Below are 12,596 nucleotides of genomic sequence, written 5' to 3'. Positions count from 1 at the left end.
GTTATAACCTGCCTGAATAGAAAATTCTAGCCAATCATTCTCATCATCAATTGCCCCAAGCTCAATCAGATCGGCACACTTACCCCACACAATGTGGTCGTCTGAAGGAACATTCTGACCTGCAATTACTGCACACCAACTTTCAGTGTTTTTAATTTCTTTTAACAGGTTCTTTTCTACCCATGCACTGAAATTCTCAGCTTTTTCAAAGGTATCAAGCAGAAACACGAGTCTATGTTTCAATCGTTTTCCTAAATGGCGCAAGTCATCAAAGAAAGCTGTGTGGCAGGGTTTCAAGCGACGCTCTCGTGTAGATCTTTCTTGCCCTAAAGACATCTGAATTGCTTGGATATCCAATCTTCCTACAGTTTGGTTACCACTGATCTCAATACCTTGAGGACTCTCCAATTTTGATATTTCTAAGTTGTAGCGTGGAAAATTTTCTTCGCCCAATATATCTAAAACTTCATCAAAGAAGTTGAGCGGATCAGTCAACAAATACTTAAAGTCTATCTTTATAGGTGTTACAGCTTCGTTCTCTTGGCAGAACCGCCAAAATTTATCGATTAGTTTTGTCTTACCAAATCCAGAATCTGCTCGAATTAATAAGATTCGAGTTTCATTCTCTCCGTATATAATGCTGCGGAATAAAGCCATTTCTTTCGTCCGATTCGCAATTGCCCGTTTTGAATTGAATTTAGTCACGGTCGAGCGTTTCCTTTTCTGGCAACTGTTCTAAGTCGATTGCTTGTACTTCTCCTTGCGGCAGGGCGTGTTGTGAAGAAGACTCGATTTCTGCATCGATAATCACTAGTTCATCACGTTGAATAGAACCATCAGAAGTAGAACTTGCCTCAATCACGCTTTGTCCAACAGCATCATTGTCATCAATATCAATACCTGTTCCACGAGCATCAATTTTGCTGTTATCAACATTATTACGGGTAACAGTGATATCTTCACCAAGTGCCCGAATCGTACTTTTGTTAGTGGCTCTATTTCTCTTAATCTGAATAGATTTCCGCAAGTTTTTCTGCACTTTAGAATCAGCAGTGAATTCTCCACTGAACCCATCTGTGCCACTGGATATCTTGTATGTTGGGAATAGACTGGAAACAGTTCAAGCAATCCGGTGAATCTGCTGATAGCTGAGACATCAAGAGTCTGTAGGAAAGATAAGATCCTGGATTGTCTGCCCTGTGTTCTAAAGAGGTTGGACAGTATCAGAGGTCCGTTCATCGAACGAGAACCTGCATTCACAAGGATAACCGAGAACCTGTGGCAATCATCGTCTGTATGAGGAGTGCCAATTTAAAATGCCCCAAGCGTGTTTAGGTATCGATATCAGCAAAGTGAAGTTTCACGTGGCTCTGCAAGCTGAGGAGAAGCGTCAGAACAAGCCAAAAATCAAAGTATTTCCGAACAATTTAGGAGGCTTTGAACAATTGCAACGCTGGTTACAGCAGCAAGGGGTTGAACAGGTTCATGTGTGTTTGGAGGCAACCAGTACTTATGGTGAACCTGTAGCTGAATTTTTAGTCGAGCAGGGACACACCGTGAGTATCGTCAATCCTGCGCGAATCAAGGGGTTTGCAGTCAGCGAACTATCGCGATCCAAAACTGATAAAGCTGATGCTCAACTCATCTTGAGATTTTTGATGGCATTGCGTCCTGAGCCGTGGCAGCCTCCCGCTCCTGAAGTCAAGCAGTTACAGATGTTATTGCGACGACTTGAAGCGTTACAACAGATGATTGTACAAGAACAGAATCGATTAGAAACAACAACAGCAACGTTACGCCAATCGATTCAGTCACATATTGACTATCTACAACAAGACATTGAAAAGATCAAGCAACAGATCAAAGACCACTTTGACCAACATCCTGGATTAAAACAGCAACGCGACCTGCTGGTCTCAATTCCAGGGATTGGGGAACAAACCGCTGCTGCAATCCTCTCGGAAATTATGCACTGGAGTATCTTTGAGTCGCCCCGTCAACTGGCAGCGTATGCGGGATTGACCCCACGAGAGCGCTCCAGTGGGTCTTCCGTTCGGGGCAAGCCAGGGCTTTCGCGTGTCGGTAATCGACGCTTACGCAAAGCACTCTACATGCCTGCGATGGCGGCTCGACGCTGCAATCCACTGATTACACCTTTGTGCGAACGCTTGCTGGAAAAAGGTAAAGCAAAAAAGCAGGTGATTGGAGCCGCAATGCGAAAATTGCTGCATTTAGTCTATGGTGTGCTGAAATCTGGTCAACCGTTCAACCCAAATTTCAGAGCAGCGGACGCTTGACTTTCAACACAGTATCTTTCCTGAAGAAATCCGATCTCGCAAAATGTACACGACTACAATCACGCAAAATACGATCGCGAGAGCAATATAAACTGCTTCCATATCTAATACCGAGGGTCAGTATGATTAGCTTCTGTTGTAACTTATTTTCGTATGGATAAGAGAAATCCTCAAGATGGTTTAAGAATGTATTGCACCTCAAATAGCTACACAAGATCAAAAGGTGCCCTAATGTCAATTAGGGCGACATACGCTCAATAATCCAATCTTCTCTCTCTTGACGACGGTAGAGTAAGCGATCGTGCAATCGACTCGGTCTGCCTTGCCAAAATTCAATCTCGCGTGGAATCACTCGAAATCCGCCCCAATGCGGCGGACGCGGTACTTCCTGGCTTTCATATTCCACTTTCAACGCCGCTAATTTCTGCTCCAAAACATCCCGATTCGGGATAATTTCGCTCTGCTCCGATGCCCAAGCTCCCAAACGACTGTTGTGCGGACGACTGAAAAAATAGCCATCCGATTCTTCAGCAGACACTTTTTCAACGCTGCCGACAATTCGCACCTGGCGTTCTAGCTCTGTCCACAAAAACACCAAAGCTGCTTGAGGATTCGCTTCTAACTCTTTTCCTTTGTTGCTGTTGTAGTTCGTGAAAAAAGTAAAACCTCGATCGTCAACGGCTTTCAACAACACAATCCGAGCCGCAGGAATGCCATCTTTGCTGGCAGTTGCCAAAGTCATTGCATTCGGTTCTGGCAACTCTGCCTTCACCGCTTGATCAAACCAGTGTTGAAATTGTTGAAAAGGATTCGGATCAACATCCGTTTCGTTCAAGGTTTCTCTGGTGTAATCCTTTCTGAGATCCGCAATCGAAGACATCATCGTTTATTTTTTATGCGCCATTTTCTATTCTATTCGCCTGGGAGATCACAAAAAGCGATCGATCTGGCATAACTTAAAAAGGTTGCGATCGGAGAGTAATGTAAAAATGGCGCTGTTATTAGCTGGCGATATTGGTGGAACGAAAACAATTTTGCGACTGGTGGAAGCTCAAGTAGATCAAACGGAAACCGCAAAAAATAGCTTGTTTGAGCAACGCTATGTCAGTCGTGACTTTCCTGATCTCGTGCCGATGGTGGAAAAATTCTTGCAAGAAGCACAGCAGTCAACCGGACAATCATTTGCGCCAGAAAAGGCTTGTTTTGGAATTGCTGGTCCAGTTGTGAACAATACCAGTAAAGTCACGAATGTTGGCTGGATGTTAGAAGGCGATCGCTTATCTGAACAACTCTCGATTCCGAAAATTTCCCTGATTAATGACTTTGCCGCGATCGGTTATGGGATTCTCGCCTTAGAGCCGACAGATCTGCATGTCTTACAGCAAGGTCAGCCGAAGGAAAACGCTCCGATTGCTGTGATTGGGGCAGGAACGGGCTTAGGACAGGGCTATTTAGTGCATGATGGCACGGCTTATCAAGTGTTTGAATCTGAAGGTGGACATGCTGATTTTGCGCCTCGGACGGAATTAGAATTTCAGATGTCGCGCTACTTACTGGATAAGTTAAATATTGAACGCATCTCGGTCGAACGAATTGTTTCGGGACAAGGCATCATTGCCATTTATCAATTTTTGCGCGATCGCGATTTTGCTAAAGAATCTCCAGAGATTGCAGAGATTATGCATACTTGGAATTCGGAAATCGGACGAGAAAAAACCGTTGATCCGGCTGCTGCCATTTCTCAAGCCGCATTAGAACAGCGCGATCATCTGTCTGAAAAAACCATGCAAATGTTCATTGATGCCTATGGTGCAGAGGCAGGCAACCAGGCTTTGAAATTGCTTCCTTATGGTGGCTTATACATTGCAGGTGGAATTGCTGCGAAAGTGTTGCCCTTGATGGAAGAAGGAAGCTTTGTGCGATCGTTCCAACTGAAAGGAAGAATGCGATCGCTGATGGAACAAGTTCCGATTCAAATCGTGCTCAATCCACAGGTAGGCTTGATTGGGGCAGCCCTTTGTGCATCAAGGTTATGATTCACCTCGCTGAAAAAACTGTTTGAGAATTTCACCTGGAGGGCGATCCCAAGTATCTAAATGATTGTTGATCAGCCCTTCAGAATTCACACTGTAAGTTGATGTGCCATTAAAGAACAATTGCGCTTTCCAGGGAACTCTCAAAGTTCCTCGAACTGTCCATTCTGCTAGAATCGTTGATTCATCTTTTGGATAAACCTTGTGTAGATCGAAGAAGAGTTCTGTAAAAAATAGCTTTCCGTGAAAGCGTAATGTCCAGAAGATAATTCGGTAATTAAACTTCCATTTGAACGTATTGACGGGATCTTTGAAAAAGATATCAGAACTGTAAATGTCATAGGTAATATCTTTCTCAAACAAGGTGGGTAAGTCTTGTTTCAATGTCTGAATCATCTCGTCAATCCGCTCTTGTTCAATCATCCCAGTCCCCCGTGTCTTGATTCAATCCCATCCAATTCAAGCATGTTTGCATCGCTTGGTGCATGGTTTCTACATCGGCGTGATAGCGTCTACCGTGTCCCGGCAGTACCCATTCAAAGTCATAGTCACTGAGCTTTTGCATCGATCGCTTTAACTCATCCCAAGAGTACCAACAAACATCTCGAAAACCAACCAAATGATTGAGTTTTGCTGACCAAGCTAAATGATCGCCAGAGAACAAGAACTGATTCTTGTACAGCAAAACAGTATGTCCCTTAGTATGTCCTGGAACGGGAATGATCAGCAGTTCAGAATCAAGCTGAAAGGGGTTTGTTCCAGTGAGTTGAATTTCTACACTTTCAGTACCGGGATTGATTTCATCACGGTGAAGAATGCGATCGCACTGAAAATGATCTCGAAACTTCTGATGATCCGCTACATCATCTCGATGCGTCAAATACAGATATTTCACTCCACCCATTGCTTCAATGCGCTTGACTAGCGGTGGCGAAAACCTTGGAGAATCGACTAAAACATTCCCTTCAGGACGCTGAATCAAATAGCTAGCAGCCCCGAAAGAATTCTCCGCATGATAGCCGCAATGATAGACGTTTTCAGCGACTAAAATTGGGAAGCTTTCTTGTGCAAATTTAATATCTGTCGGTTTCTCAACCGTTCCAATTGAACCTGTCGGACAAGCGAGTAAAGCTTGCATGGCGTGGAGCCGTTCCGTTTCATTCAATGGTTGATGAAACACGATCGATTGACTGCCTTCACGCGAAAAAATCTCCGGTGACATCCAGCGACAAGTATCACAATCAATACACGAACTATCAACGTAAAAATCGCCTGCAGCGTTTTGCGATCGCCGATTTGTTAAATGAGCCATAGTTGACCCTTTCAAAGAGTATCTTCGATCATAGCGAATTCTATTTTCGGCTGCTGAGATAGAACGAGTATCCTAACTCTGGCAAATCTCCCAAGCCAATTGCATGAATCAACTCTAATCGGCTAAATCGACCAGTTTCGTAGCTCATCGGCATCGGAGAAACTGCTTTTTGCTCAATGACATGAAATCCTCGATCACTTAATTTTGCAGCTAACTCACTCGGCGTATACTCAAACTTATGTTCTGGATGAATAAAGCCTTGCCGAACTTGCAAGATAGTTAGCTGACGATTTGGAGTATCCAAACAAAAGTATCCGCCTGGTTTGAGGACTCGATACACTTCTTGAATCACCCGATCTGCTTCTGCTTGCGTAATATGCTCAATGCTCTGTCCCGACCACACTAAATCAAACGTTTGATCCGCAAACGTCGAGAGGTCAGTCATCGAGATGTAGTGATAGTAAATCTGAGTGCCTTGCTCGGTTGTATGTTGCTGAATCAGAGGGGTATCTGATTGAAAAAACCGTTGCTCGATCGGTAAGTCAACAATATCAATTTGCTTAGGACAATGCGGATAACCCATTGTCAGTAAGCTTCCCTGTGGCTCAAGACCTGCTCCTCCCAGATCCAGAATTCTCTCAGCCGCAGGGAGCGCAGTTTGAATCAGTGTGAGTCGGGCTTGATGATGAGCATAGTTCCCCTGGGTGTGAAAGAACTTTTGTTCCCAACTCGCAGGAATCATCAAAAAAGAAAATAGCAGACCTAAGCGCGAGACTTTACCTTGATCGAGTTGTGCTGTGTAGAAATCGATATCAGATTGGCGATCGCGCTTTTTCAAAAAATACTGATAGAGATGCTTTACATAGGTGTGGTTGCTCTCATCTCGCTTTTTCAAAAGATGAACAACCCAAAATTGCAAAACTCGCCACAAATCTTGGGGGTAATAGCGCAAGTACCGAAGAACTTTGGAGAATTTGACTTGCATTTCACGATTCATAGCGAAGTTTTCCGGTGATTGACCTGCAATAATCTACCGCAATCCTTGTTAATTTAGTCTTTTCGCCGGAAGATTCTGCCCATTTTGGCGCAAAATCAGTTGATTCACACTGCCTTGTGGGTTGCGAACAAACGTAACTTGAACATCCAGTTCTGTAATGAAGAACTGCGTTTCTGTTTCTGCAAACAGTTCAACCTTGGGTTGCTTTGTTGCTTGTAGAAACAGGCGATTTTGCTCTTTCGTAATCGCAAGCACAAAATCCGGAGCCAATTGATAGCGACCCACATAAGCATCTAATAGTTTGGGATTAATTGCGATCGCTTTTCGTTGCTTTGGCGCTTCACGCTTTGCTAAAGGAATGCGCTCATCTAAAAGATGCAATCCAATGTCATTGATATCATTTTCAGAGTTCGAGAGGACGACTACACCGATTCCTTTGTTCTTCACAAAGCCAATAAAGCTGCGAAATCCACCTGTCCCCCCATCATGCATGATGATTTCTGTTCCTTTGTGGTTGAGAACATGCCACCCGATCGCGATTTGCATCTCTGGCGTTGGTGTCGAATGTTGAAGAACATGTGTTTTTTGCAGAGTGGCATTCAGCGCCGAGGGTTGTAATTGTAGGTTTACAGCTAAGAAATTTAAAAGATCATTCGTCGTCGATCGCAATCCTCCCGCTCCTGCTAAGGTTGGCAAATCCCAATAAGAAACAGGTTTACCAAAGGTATTATGTCCTTTCGTAAAACGAGCTTGCTGTTTTGGAGACAGTTGAATCGTCGTATCATTCATCTTCAAGGGTTGAGTAATCCGAGTTTTGATCAGCGATTCATAGTTCACGCCTGCTTTCAAACTCAAGATATGACCGAGTAAACCTGCTCCTAGATTCGAGTACTCGTACTGTGTGCCGATATCTCGCGTGAGTTGATAGTTTCGGAGAAAAGTATAAAGTTGCTCGACAGTGTAATCTGCATAGGGATTGCTCTCATCTTTGGGAGCGAGATTATCCGGTAAGCGTGGTAAACCAGACGTATGCGTTGCTAGATTCAACAACGAAATTGTTTTACCGTTTCGAGTTGGCGTTTTGACTGGGAGAAACTTAGAAATCGGATCATCAAGTTTTAGCTCTCCCCGCTCTGCCATCTGGGTCAGCGCGATCGCTGTAAAGACCTTACTAATCGAACCAATCTCAAAGAGAGTATCGCCGTCTACTTTTGAATCGGCAAGGCTGTACTGAATCAGACGGCGACCTTTGCGATCGATGATTCCAACAACGATTCCAGGCATTTGTTTTTCCTGTTCAACTCGTTGTTTGAGAATGGCTAGAATTTGCTGATTTGAAGGTGTGGCTCCAGCGTGGGACATCGTTCCTCCAATGCAAGCGAAAAGGACAAGAATGACGACCAAAAATTTTCGTTTCATGGATTCACACCTCCAGCGTATTTATTGCTCCAATGCAAGCTGAATCAAGCGATCGACTAGCTCTGGATAAGGAATTCCCGATGCAGCCCACATCATTGGGTACATGCTGGTTGCAGTAAATCCAGGCAGAGTATTGATTTCATTAATCAAGACCTCTCCAGTCGATTCGACATAAAAGAAATCGACCCGGCTGAGTCCTGCACAATCGATCGCATGAAACGCCTGCAAAGCGCGTTCCTGAATCAAACTCACGACTTCATCGGGCAGATTCGCTGGAATTGTATGCGAAGATTTACCCGCTGTGTATTTTGTTTCGTAATCGTAAAAATCACTATCAAACGTAATCTCACCCACAACAGAAGCTTTGGCTTGATCATTGCCGAGTACTGCCACTTCCACTTCTCGCGCAACTACGCCTGCTTCGACGATGATTCGTCGATCGTAACTCGCGGCACTATCCAAAGCCGCTTCCAATTCCGCCCGCGTCCGGACTTTCGAGATGCCTACCGACGACCCTAAATTCGCAGGTTTGACAAAACAGGGATAGCCCAGTTCCGATTCAATGCGATCGCACAATTTAGGAAAGACGCAAGGATTGGAATATACCTCTGCTCGACTCACTGCCAAATATCTCACCTGCGGCAGTCCCACCTCAGCGAACGCCATTTTCATAGCGATCTTATCCATGCCAACCGCAGATCCCATCACCCCTGATCCGACGAACGGCTTTTGCATCAGCGTCAATAAGCCTTGAATTGTGCCATCTTCTCCATTTGGCCCGTGCAAAATCGGGAACCAAACATCGACCTGTTCTGTTTCAATAGGAAACTTCCAGAGATTCGTCGCCTGATCGTCACACTCCAGCGCCCCAGACTCCAGCACCGATCGCGCAATATCCGGAGATCGCCACTGCCCGTCCTTCTGAATGTAGAACGGCATCAAATCATATTTCTCCACATTAGCGGGATCACTCAAGGCTTGGGCAATCGATCGAGCAGATGCGATCGACACTTCATGTTCTCCAGAACGCCCACCGAACAGCAATCCTACCTTGAGTTTTGTCATGATCTGAATTTCCAAATTTCTATGGACTTTAGATCATATAGGCAACTCCGTCTAGAGCCTCTGACAAAATCGATAGGTCTAATCGTTCTGTGCGTAAAACCTGCGGCTTTCTATTCAGTTTCTAAAATTGAAGAATGGGGGCGAAGGGATTGAACCCTTCAAAAATGACGAAAAAATAGTACTTTCAGGCGATAGTCTTAAATTTATGTGATATTTATGCGAAGAGCACCTAGACCCAAACAAAACGGAGATTCTAACGCTATCATTCTTGACTGGACAATCTCAGGCAGGCGTTACACGCTGTCTCCTCCTGGCAAGTGGAACAATTCCGACGATGTGGATCGCGCCGCAAAATTAGGAGAAAAAATCTATGAAGATTACAAAACGGGCAACTTTGACGACACTCTGAAGAAATATCTAACCCCTGAACAAATTAAGAGCCAATGCACCCCAGATATTCGCTTCAAAAATGGTGTGTGGAGGGTCTATTTGACCCATGAAGGGCAAAAGCTCGATTGGGTTGCCATGTCAGAGCAAGCTAAAAAACTTGCGGCACAGATTGAACAAGACTGTGTAAATGGCTGTGTAGATTCAAGCGGTCAAAAGTATTTAGGGAATGAAGTTCGTGCTAGGGCTGAGGAAAGCGATCGTAAATGGCTAGAAAAGCAATACGCAGAAGCCACACAATTCAGAGCGTCCTTAGAGCTTTATGAGGAATTTGTAAGCTTTAAAAATGACGAACTGCAATACTCATCATCAGGAAGTTATCGAACTCTCCTTAATCGCTTGAAGTCACTGCCAATGTGTGACACATCTAAGGCTTCCGATTTAGAGGAAATGCTTAAAACTAACTTTCCTTATAATGCTGAACTTGCTAAGAAATATCTAAATGAAGCAAGAGATTTAAGAAGAGTAAAACCGCTAGAAGATAAAGCGAAAAAGAATCTCGCTACATGCTTTACTGCTTTTGGTAATTGGTTGGTAGAGAAAAAAGGATATTCCCAGAATCCCTATAGAGGCTTAGAAATCAAGATTAATAAGAAGAGCCTGAAAAAGAAAACGTTTGATACTGAAGAAATTCAAAGAATTATTGCCTACTTCACAGAAAAAATTCCGTTCTATGCTAACTTTGCTGATTTCCGTTTTCGTGTAGGTATGCGATCAGGTGAATTAGCTGCACTTAAATGGGCAGATATTGACTGGAAAAATGCACAAATTCTAGTTCATGATTCATTGTCCCAGCACGCTAGTTGAATTCGCCAAATCCGGATGAAAGTGCAGGGTTACGCTTAAGTGATCAGGGGTTGTCTGTGCGTCTTCATGAACCGCCTGCTGCGGAGCCGCATGGCAGGTGGTGTGGGAGGGGAGAGTTAAATGCTCTCCTCGACCCAATTATGCAGCATTAAGCAATAGATATCCAAACTCATAGCACTGCAATATCTTTAAAGCAACGACGTGTTAACTCCACACGAAGGGGTGGATCTTTCTCGTTACGAATATCGATGTTGGTGGCAAAAAAATAAGTATTCTTTCCTCTCTCCAAATAACCGATATACCATCCAATATTTGGTGTTACTTTACTTCCAAAACCGTACCATCCGGTCTTGCCTCTAATCGTGTAGTCTGGAGTTTTTTCATTAATCATAATGTCCTTAACGATAGAGAGTGTCCTCTCCGAAAATGGTAAATCGTTATTGTAGAGGCTGCGGAGAAATTGAATTTGCTGTTGGGGTGTGACTTTTAGTGATCCATTTAACCAAAATTTGTCAATATCTTCTTTTCCACCAATGTTTTGGTTGCCGTATTTTACCTGAGCTACCCATTGTTGCATTCGCTCATATCCTACTCGACGGGCTAGAACTTGGTAAAACCAGACCGCAGAAAGTTTGAATGCTTCTCTCATATTCAAGTCTCGATTCCATTCAGGAAGCTCTCTTTGAATTCCATCCCACGTAAGAACAGCAATTTCATCGGTAACGACCTTTGTTTCCAATGAAATTAGAGAGTTGAGAATTTTGAATGTTGATGCAGCGGGGAAAGCGGTTTCATTCCTTTTTGGATTGTGTTGAAAAACACGATTACTGCTCAAGTCATAAATCAGAATTGAACCCTCAACTCCCAAATCTCGAAAGTGGCGTGAAAAGTCAATATTCTGAGCAATGGTTAGGGGATCTGGAGGCTCAACAGCTGCTGGTATTGTTGCTTTAGATTGCGCTGTCTGAAATAGGTCGGAGGTGATGCAACCTAATGTAATGGAAACAATTATGGCAAAACGAAGGATTCGATTCATAAGCTTTCACAGGGCAGAGCGATGATGAGAAGATTGAAACGACGCGGATAGCCTCGCAGATTTCGGAACTGGAGACGCGTCAACGATCGAGCTATAGAACACAAACAAATTCTCAACTACTGCCTCACAGATATCTTTGCGGTATAACGACCCGCTTCACCCGCCGCTAGTAGCCTTTCTTTCTCGATCGACCATCTTGATACGGTCGGTGTGCAAACGGATTGGTGGGCTGTGTTCTCACAAGTGCTACAGCCACAAAGCATCATCACCGATCGCGGTAGGCTTTTGGTGCCACACCCGTATGCTTGCGGAACAACCGAGTAAAATGGCTCTGATTCGCAAAACCGCAGGCAAGACCAATTCCAGATATTGCTAGTTTTCGATCGCCTAACATCTCTTTTGCCCTGTGAATTCTCTGTTGGATGACATATTGATGGGGTGTCATTCCCTTCGATTGTTTAAACAAGTAGATGAAATGGTACTTGCTCATGTTCGCTAAGTTTGACAACGTATCTAGACTCAAATCCCGCTCGAGATGCGAATGAATATAATCTAGCACCTGCTGCAAACTGTGCTGACTTAACCCGCTTTCATATCTCCGTAGGGTGATCGGCTGGGTGCAGTAATGGCGCAGCAAGTGGATATTTAAGATATTTGCCAGAGACTCAGAGTAAAGCTGCCCACCGATGCCTGTTTGCTTCATTTCAGAATAGAAGGAGCGGGCAATCGCTTCAATCTGTGGATCGCGATCTAACAAAACACTGCGAAGTTCTACTCTATCAGGATTGAGACACTCGGTTTCAACTGCAACTCGCTGCAACTCTTTGGGGTGAATTGTCAGCACTAATGCCTCAGCGGGAGCTTCCCAGTAATATGTCCCTGATAGACCTGAAGGTAAGAGACAGAATTCACCAGGTTTTTCTACCCCGTCATACTCGCCGCCATCAAAGCGATTGACTTGTCTGGATTGTTCTGTCAGCGACATGACAATCAAGTTTTCAATCAGAGGCGGACACTCAAGGGTGTTGGGAAGCGTGATCAAATGCTCAGTGGAAACATACCTTGTGTAAAGGGAACTTTTTGACACGCGCCATTCACCTTTCAAATGCTCTGCTGCCCAATCCAAGTAGTCGATCTCAGCGTGATGAGCTTGGGGCGGATTGTTACCTGTCATGATTGCCAA

General features: G+C 44.2%; 13 protein-coding genes. 3 read left to right on the top strand and 10 right to left on the bottom strand.

Going from position 1 to position 12,596, the window contains the following annotated elements; all coding sequences use genetic code 11:
• Both OU814_RS09055 and OU814_RS09050 read right to left on the bottom strand, forming a co-directional pair.
• The coding region (locus OU814_RS09055; protein ID WP_268182073.1) for a hypothetical protein at positions 1-657 on the bottom strand (657 nt) is incomplete at its 3' end.
• A 40-nt stretch (positions 658-697) separates the two neighbouring features.
• Entirely contained in the window at positions 698-1,027 is a 330-nt protein-coding gene (locus OU814_RS09050) for a hypothetical protein (RefSeq protein WP_268182071.1), read from the bottom strand.
• Between the two features lie 289 nt (positions 1,028-1,316).
• On the opposite strand from OU814_RS09050, the gene OU814_RS09045 reads away from it, so the two are divergent.
• On the top strand, positions 1,317-2,297 hold the full coding sequence (locus OU814_RS09045; RefSeq protein ID WP_268182069.1) for an IS110 family transposase: 981 nt from the start codon (positions 1,317-1,319) through the stop codon (positions 2,295-2,297).
• A gap of 238 nt (positions 2,298-2,535) precedes the next feature.
• On the opposite strand, the gene pdxH is transcribed toward OU814_RS09045, so the two are convergent.
• Positions 2,536-3,180 carry a pyridoxamine 5'-phosphate oxidase gene (gene pdxH / locus OU814_RS09040; RefSeq protein ID WP_326498292.1) on the bottom strand — a complete coding sequence of 215 codons (645 nt, stop codon included), beginning with the start codon at positions 3,178-3,180 and terminating at the stop codon, positions 2,536-2,538.
• A 106-nt stretch (positions 3,181-3,286) separates the two neighbouring features.
• Here pdxH and OU814_RS09035 point away from each other — a divergent pair, with 106 nt between their 5' ends.
• Positions 3,287-4,333 carry a glucokinase gene (locus OU814_RS09035; RefSeq protein WP_268182067.1) on the top strand — a complete coding sequence of 349 codons (1,047 nt, stop codon included), beginning with the start codon at positions 3,287-3,289 and terminating at the stop codon, positions 4,331-4,333.
• On the opposite strand, the gene OU814_RS09030 is transcribed toward OU814_RS09035, so the two are convergent.
• The 5 genes from OU814_RS09030 to OU814_RS09010 are packed head-to-tail and all read right to left on the bottom strand — an operon-like array spanning position 4,328 to position 9,123.
• Entirely contained in the window at positions 4,328-4,753 is a 426-nt protein-coding gene (locus OU814_RS09030) for a DUF2358 domain-containing protein (RefSeq protein ID WP_268182065.1), read from the bottom strand. The genes OU814_RS09035 and OU814_RS09030 overlap by 6 nt on opposite strands.
• Entirely contained in the window at positions 4,746-5,642 is an 897-nt protein-coding gene (locus OU814_RS09025) for an MBL fold metallo-hydrolase (protein ID WP_268182063.1), read from the bottom strand. The genes OU814_RS09030 and OU814_RS09025 overlap by 8 nt, the downstream gene beginning before the upstream one ends.
• A gap of 40 nt (positions 5,643-5,682) precedes the next feature.
• The gene (locus tag OU814_RS09020) at positions 5,683-6,639 is read right to left on the bottom strand and encodes a methyltransferase domain-containing protein (RefSeq protein ID WP_268182061.1); all 957 of its coding nucleotides are present in this window, start codon (positions 6,637-6,639) and stop codon (positions 5,683-5,685) included.
• 48 nt (positions 6,640-6,687) lie between these two features.
• The gene (locus tag OU814_RS09015) at positions 6,688-8,058 is read right to left on the bottom strand and encodes a serine hydrolase (RefSeq protein ID WP_268182059.1); all 1,371 of its coding nucleotides are present in this window, start codon (positions 8,056-8,058) and stop codon (positions 6,688-6,690) included.
• A 21-nt stretch (positions 8,059-8,079) separates the two neighbouring features.
• Complete coding sequence (locus OU814_RS09010; protein WP_268182057.1) at positions 8,080-9,123, bottom strand: D-alanine--D-alanine ligase family protein; 1,044 nt, start codon at positions 9,121-9,123, stop codon at positions 8,080-8,082.
• Between the two features lie 216 nt (positions 9,124-9,339).
• Between OU814_RS09010 and OU814_RS09005 the strand changes: the two genes are divergently transcribed.
• Complete coding sequence (locus OU814_RS09005; protein WP_268182055.1) at positions 9,340-10,377, top strand: hypothetical protein; 1,038 nt, start codon at positions 9,340-9,342, stop codon at positions 10,375-10,377.
• A 169-nt stretch (positions 10,378-10,546) separates the two neighbouring features.
• Here OU814_RS09005 and blaOXA read toward each other — a convergent pair whose 3' ends face one another.
• Positions 10,547-11,413 carry a class D beta-lactamase gene (blaOXA, locus tag OU814_RS09000; RefSeq protein WP_268182053.1) on the bottom strand — a complete coding sequence of 289 codons (867 nt, stop codon included), beginning with the start codon at positions 11,411-11,413 and terminating at the stop codon, positions 10,547-10,549.
• Between the two features lie 265 nt (positions 11,414-11,678).
• A complete protein-coding gene (locus OU814_RS08995) occupies positions 11,679-12,587 on the bottom strand; it encodes a helix-turn-helix domain-containing protein (protein ID WP_268182051.1) in 909 nt (302 codons plus the stop codon).
• Between the last annotated feature and the right edge of the window lie 9 nt (positions 12,588-12,596).

The organism is Leptolyngbya sp. GGD, assembly GCF_026735145.1.
GTDB lineage: Bacteria > Cyanobacteriota > Cyanobacteriia > Leptolyngbyales > Leptolyngbyaceae > Leptolyngbya > Leptolyngbya boryana.
Note: the sequence above shows the minus strand (reverse complement) of the source record. Positions and strands in the feature narration are given on the sequence as shown.

Excerpts from the sequence above, each read along its gene's own strand:
- OU814_RS09045 (WP_268182069.1), top strand. The coding sequence starts at position 1,317 with ATGCCCCAAGCGTGTTTAGGTATCGATATCAGCAAAGTGAAGTTTCAC.
- pdxH (WP_326498292.1), bottom strand. The coding sequence starts at position 3,180 with ATGATGTCTTCGATTGCGGATCTCAGAAAGGATTACACCAGAGAAACC.
- OU814_RS09035 (WP_268182067.1), top strand. The coding sequence starts at position 3,287 with ATGGCGCTGTTATTAGCTGGCGATATTGGTGGAACGAAAACAATTTTG.
- OU814_RS09030 (WP_268182065.1), bottom strand. The coding sequence starts at position 4,753 with ATGATTGAACAAGAGCGGATTGACGAGATGATTCAGACATTGAAACAA.
- OU814_RS09025 (WP_268182063.1), bottom strand. The coding sequence starts at position 5,642 with ATGGCTCATTTAACAAATCGGCGATCGCAAAACGCTGCAGGCGATTTT.
- OU814_RS09020 (WP_268182061.1), bottom strand. The coding sequence starts at position 6,639 with ATGAATCGTGAAATGCAAGTCAAATTCTCCAAAGTTCTTCGGTACTTG.
- OU814_RS09015 (WP_268182059.1), bottom strand. The coding sequence starts at position 8,058 with ATGAAACGAAAATTTTTGGTCGTCATTCTTGTCCTTTTCGCTTGCATT.
- OU814_RS09010 (WP_268182057.1), bottom strand. The coding sequence starts at position 9,123 with ATGACAAAACTCAAGGTAGGATTGCTGTTCGGTGGGCGTTCTGGAGAA.
- OU814_RS09005 (WP_268182055.1), top strand. The coding sequence starts at position 9,340 with ATGCGAAGAGCACCTAGACCCAAACAAAACGGAGATTCTAACGCTATC.
- blaOXA (WP_268182053.1), bottom strand. The coding sequence starts at position 11,413 with ATGAATCGAATCCTTCGTTTTGCCATAATTGTTTCCATTACATTAGGT.
- OU814_RS08995 (WP_268182051.1), bottom strand. The coding sequence starts at position 12,587 with ATGACAGGTAACAATCCGCCCCAAGCTCATCACGCTGAGATCGACTAC.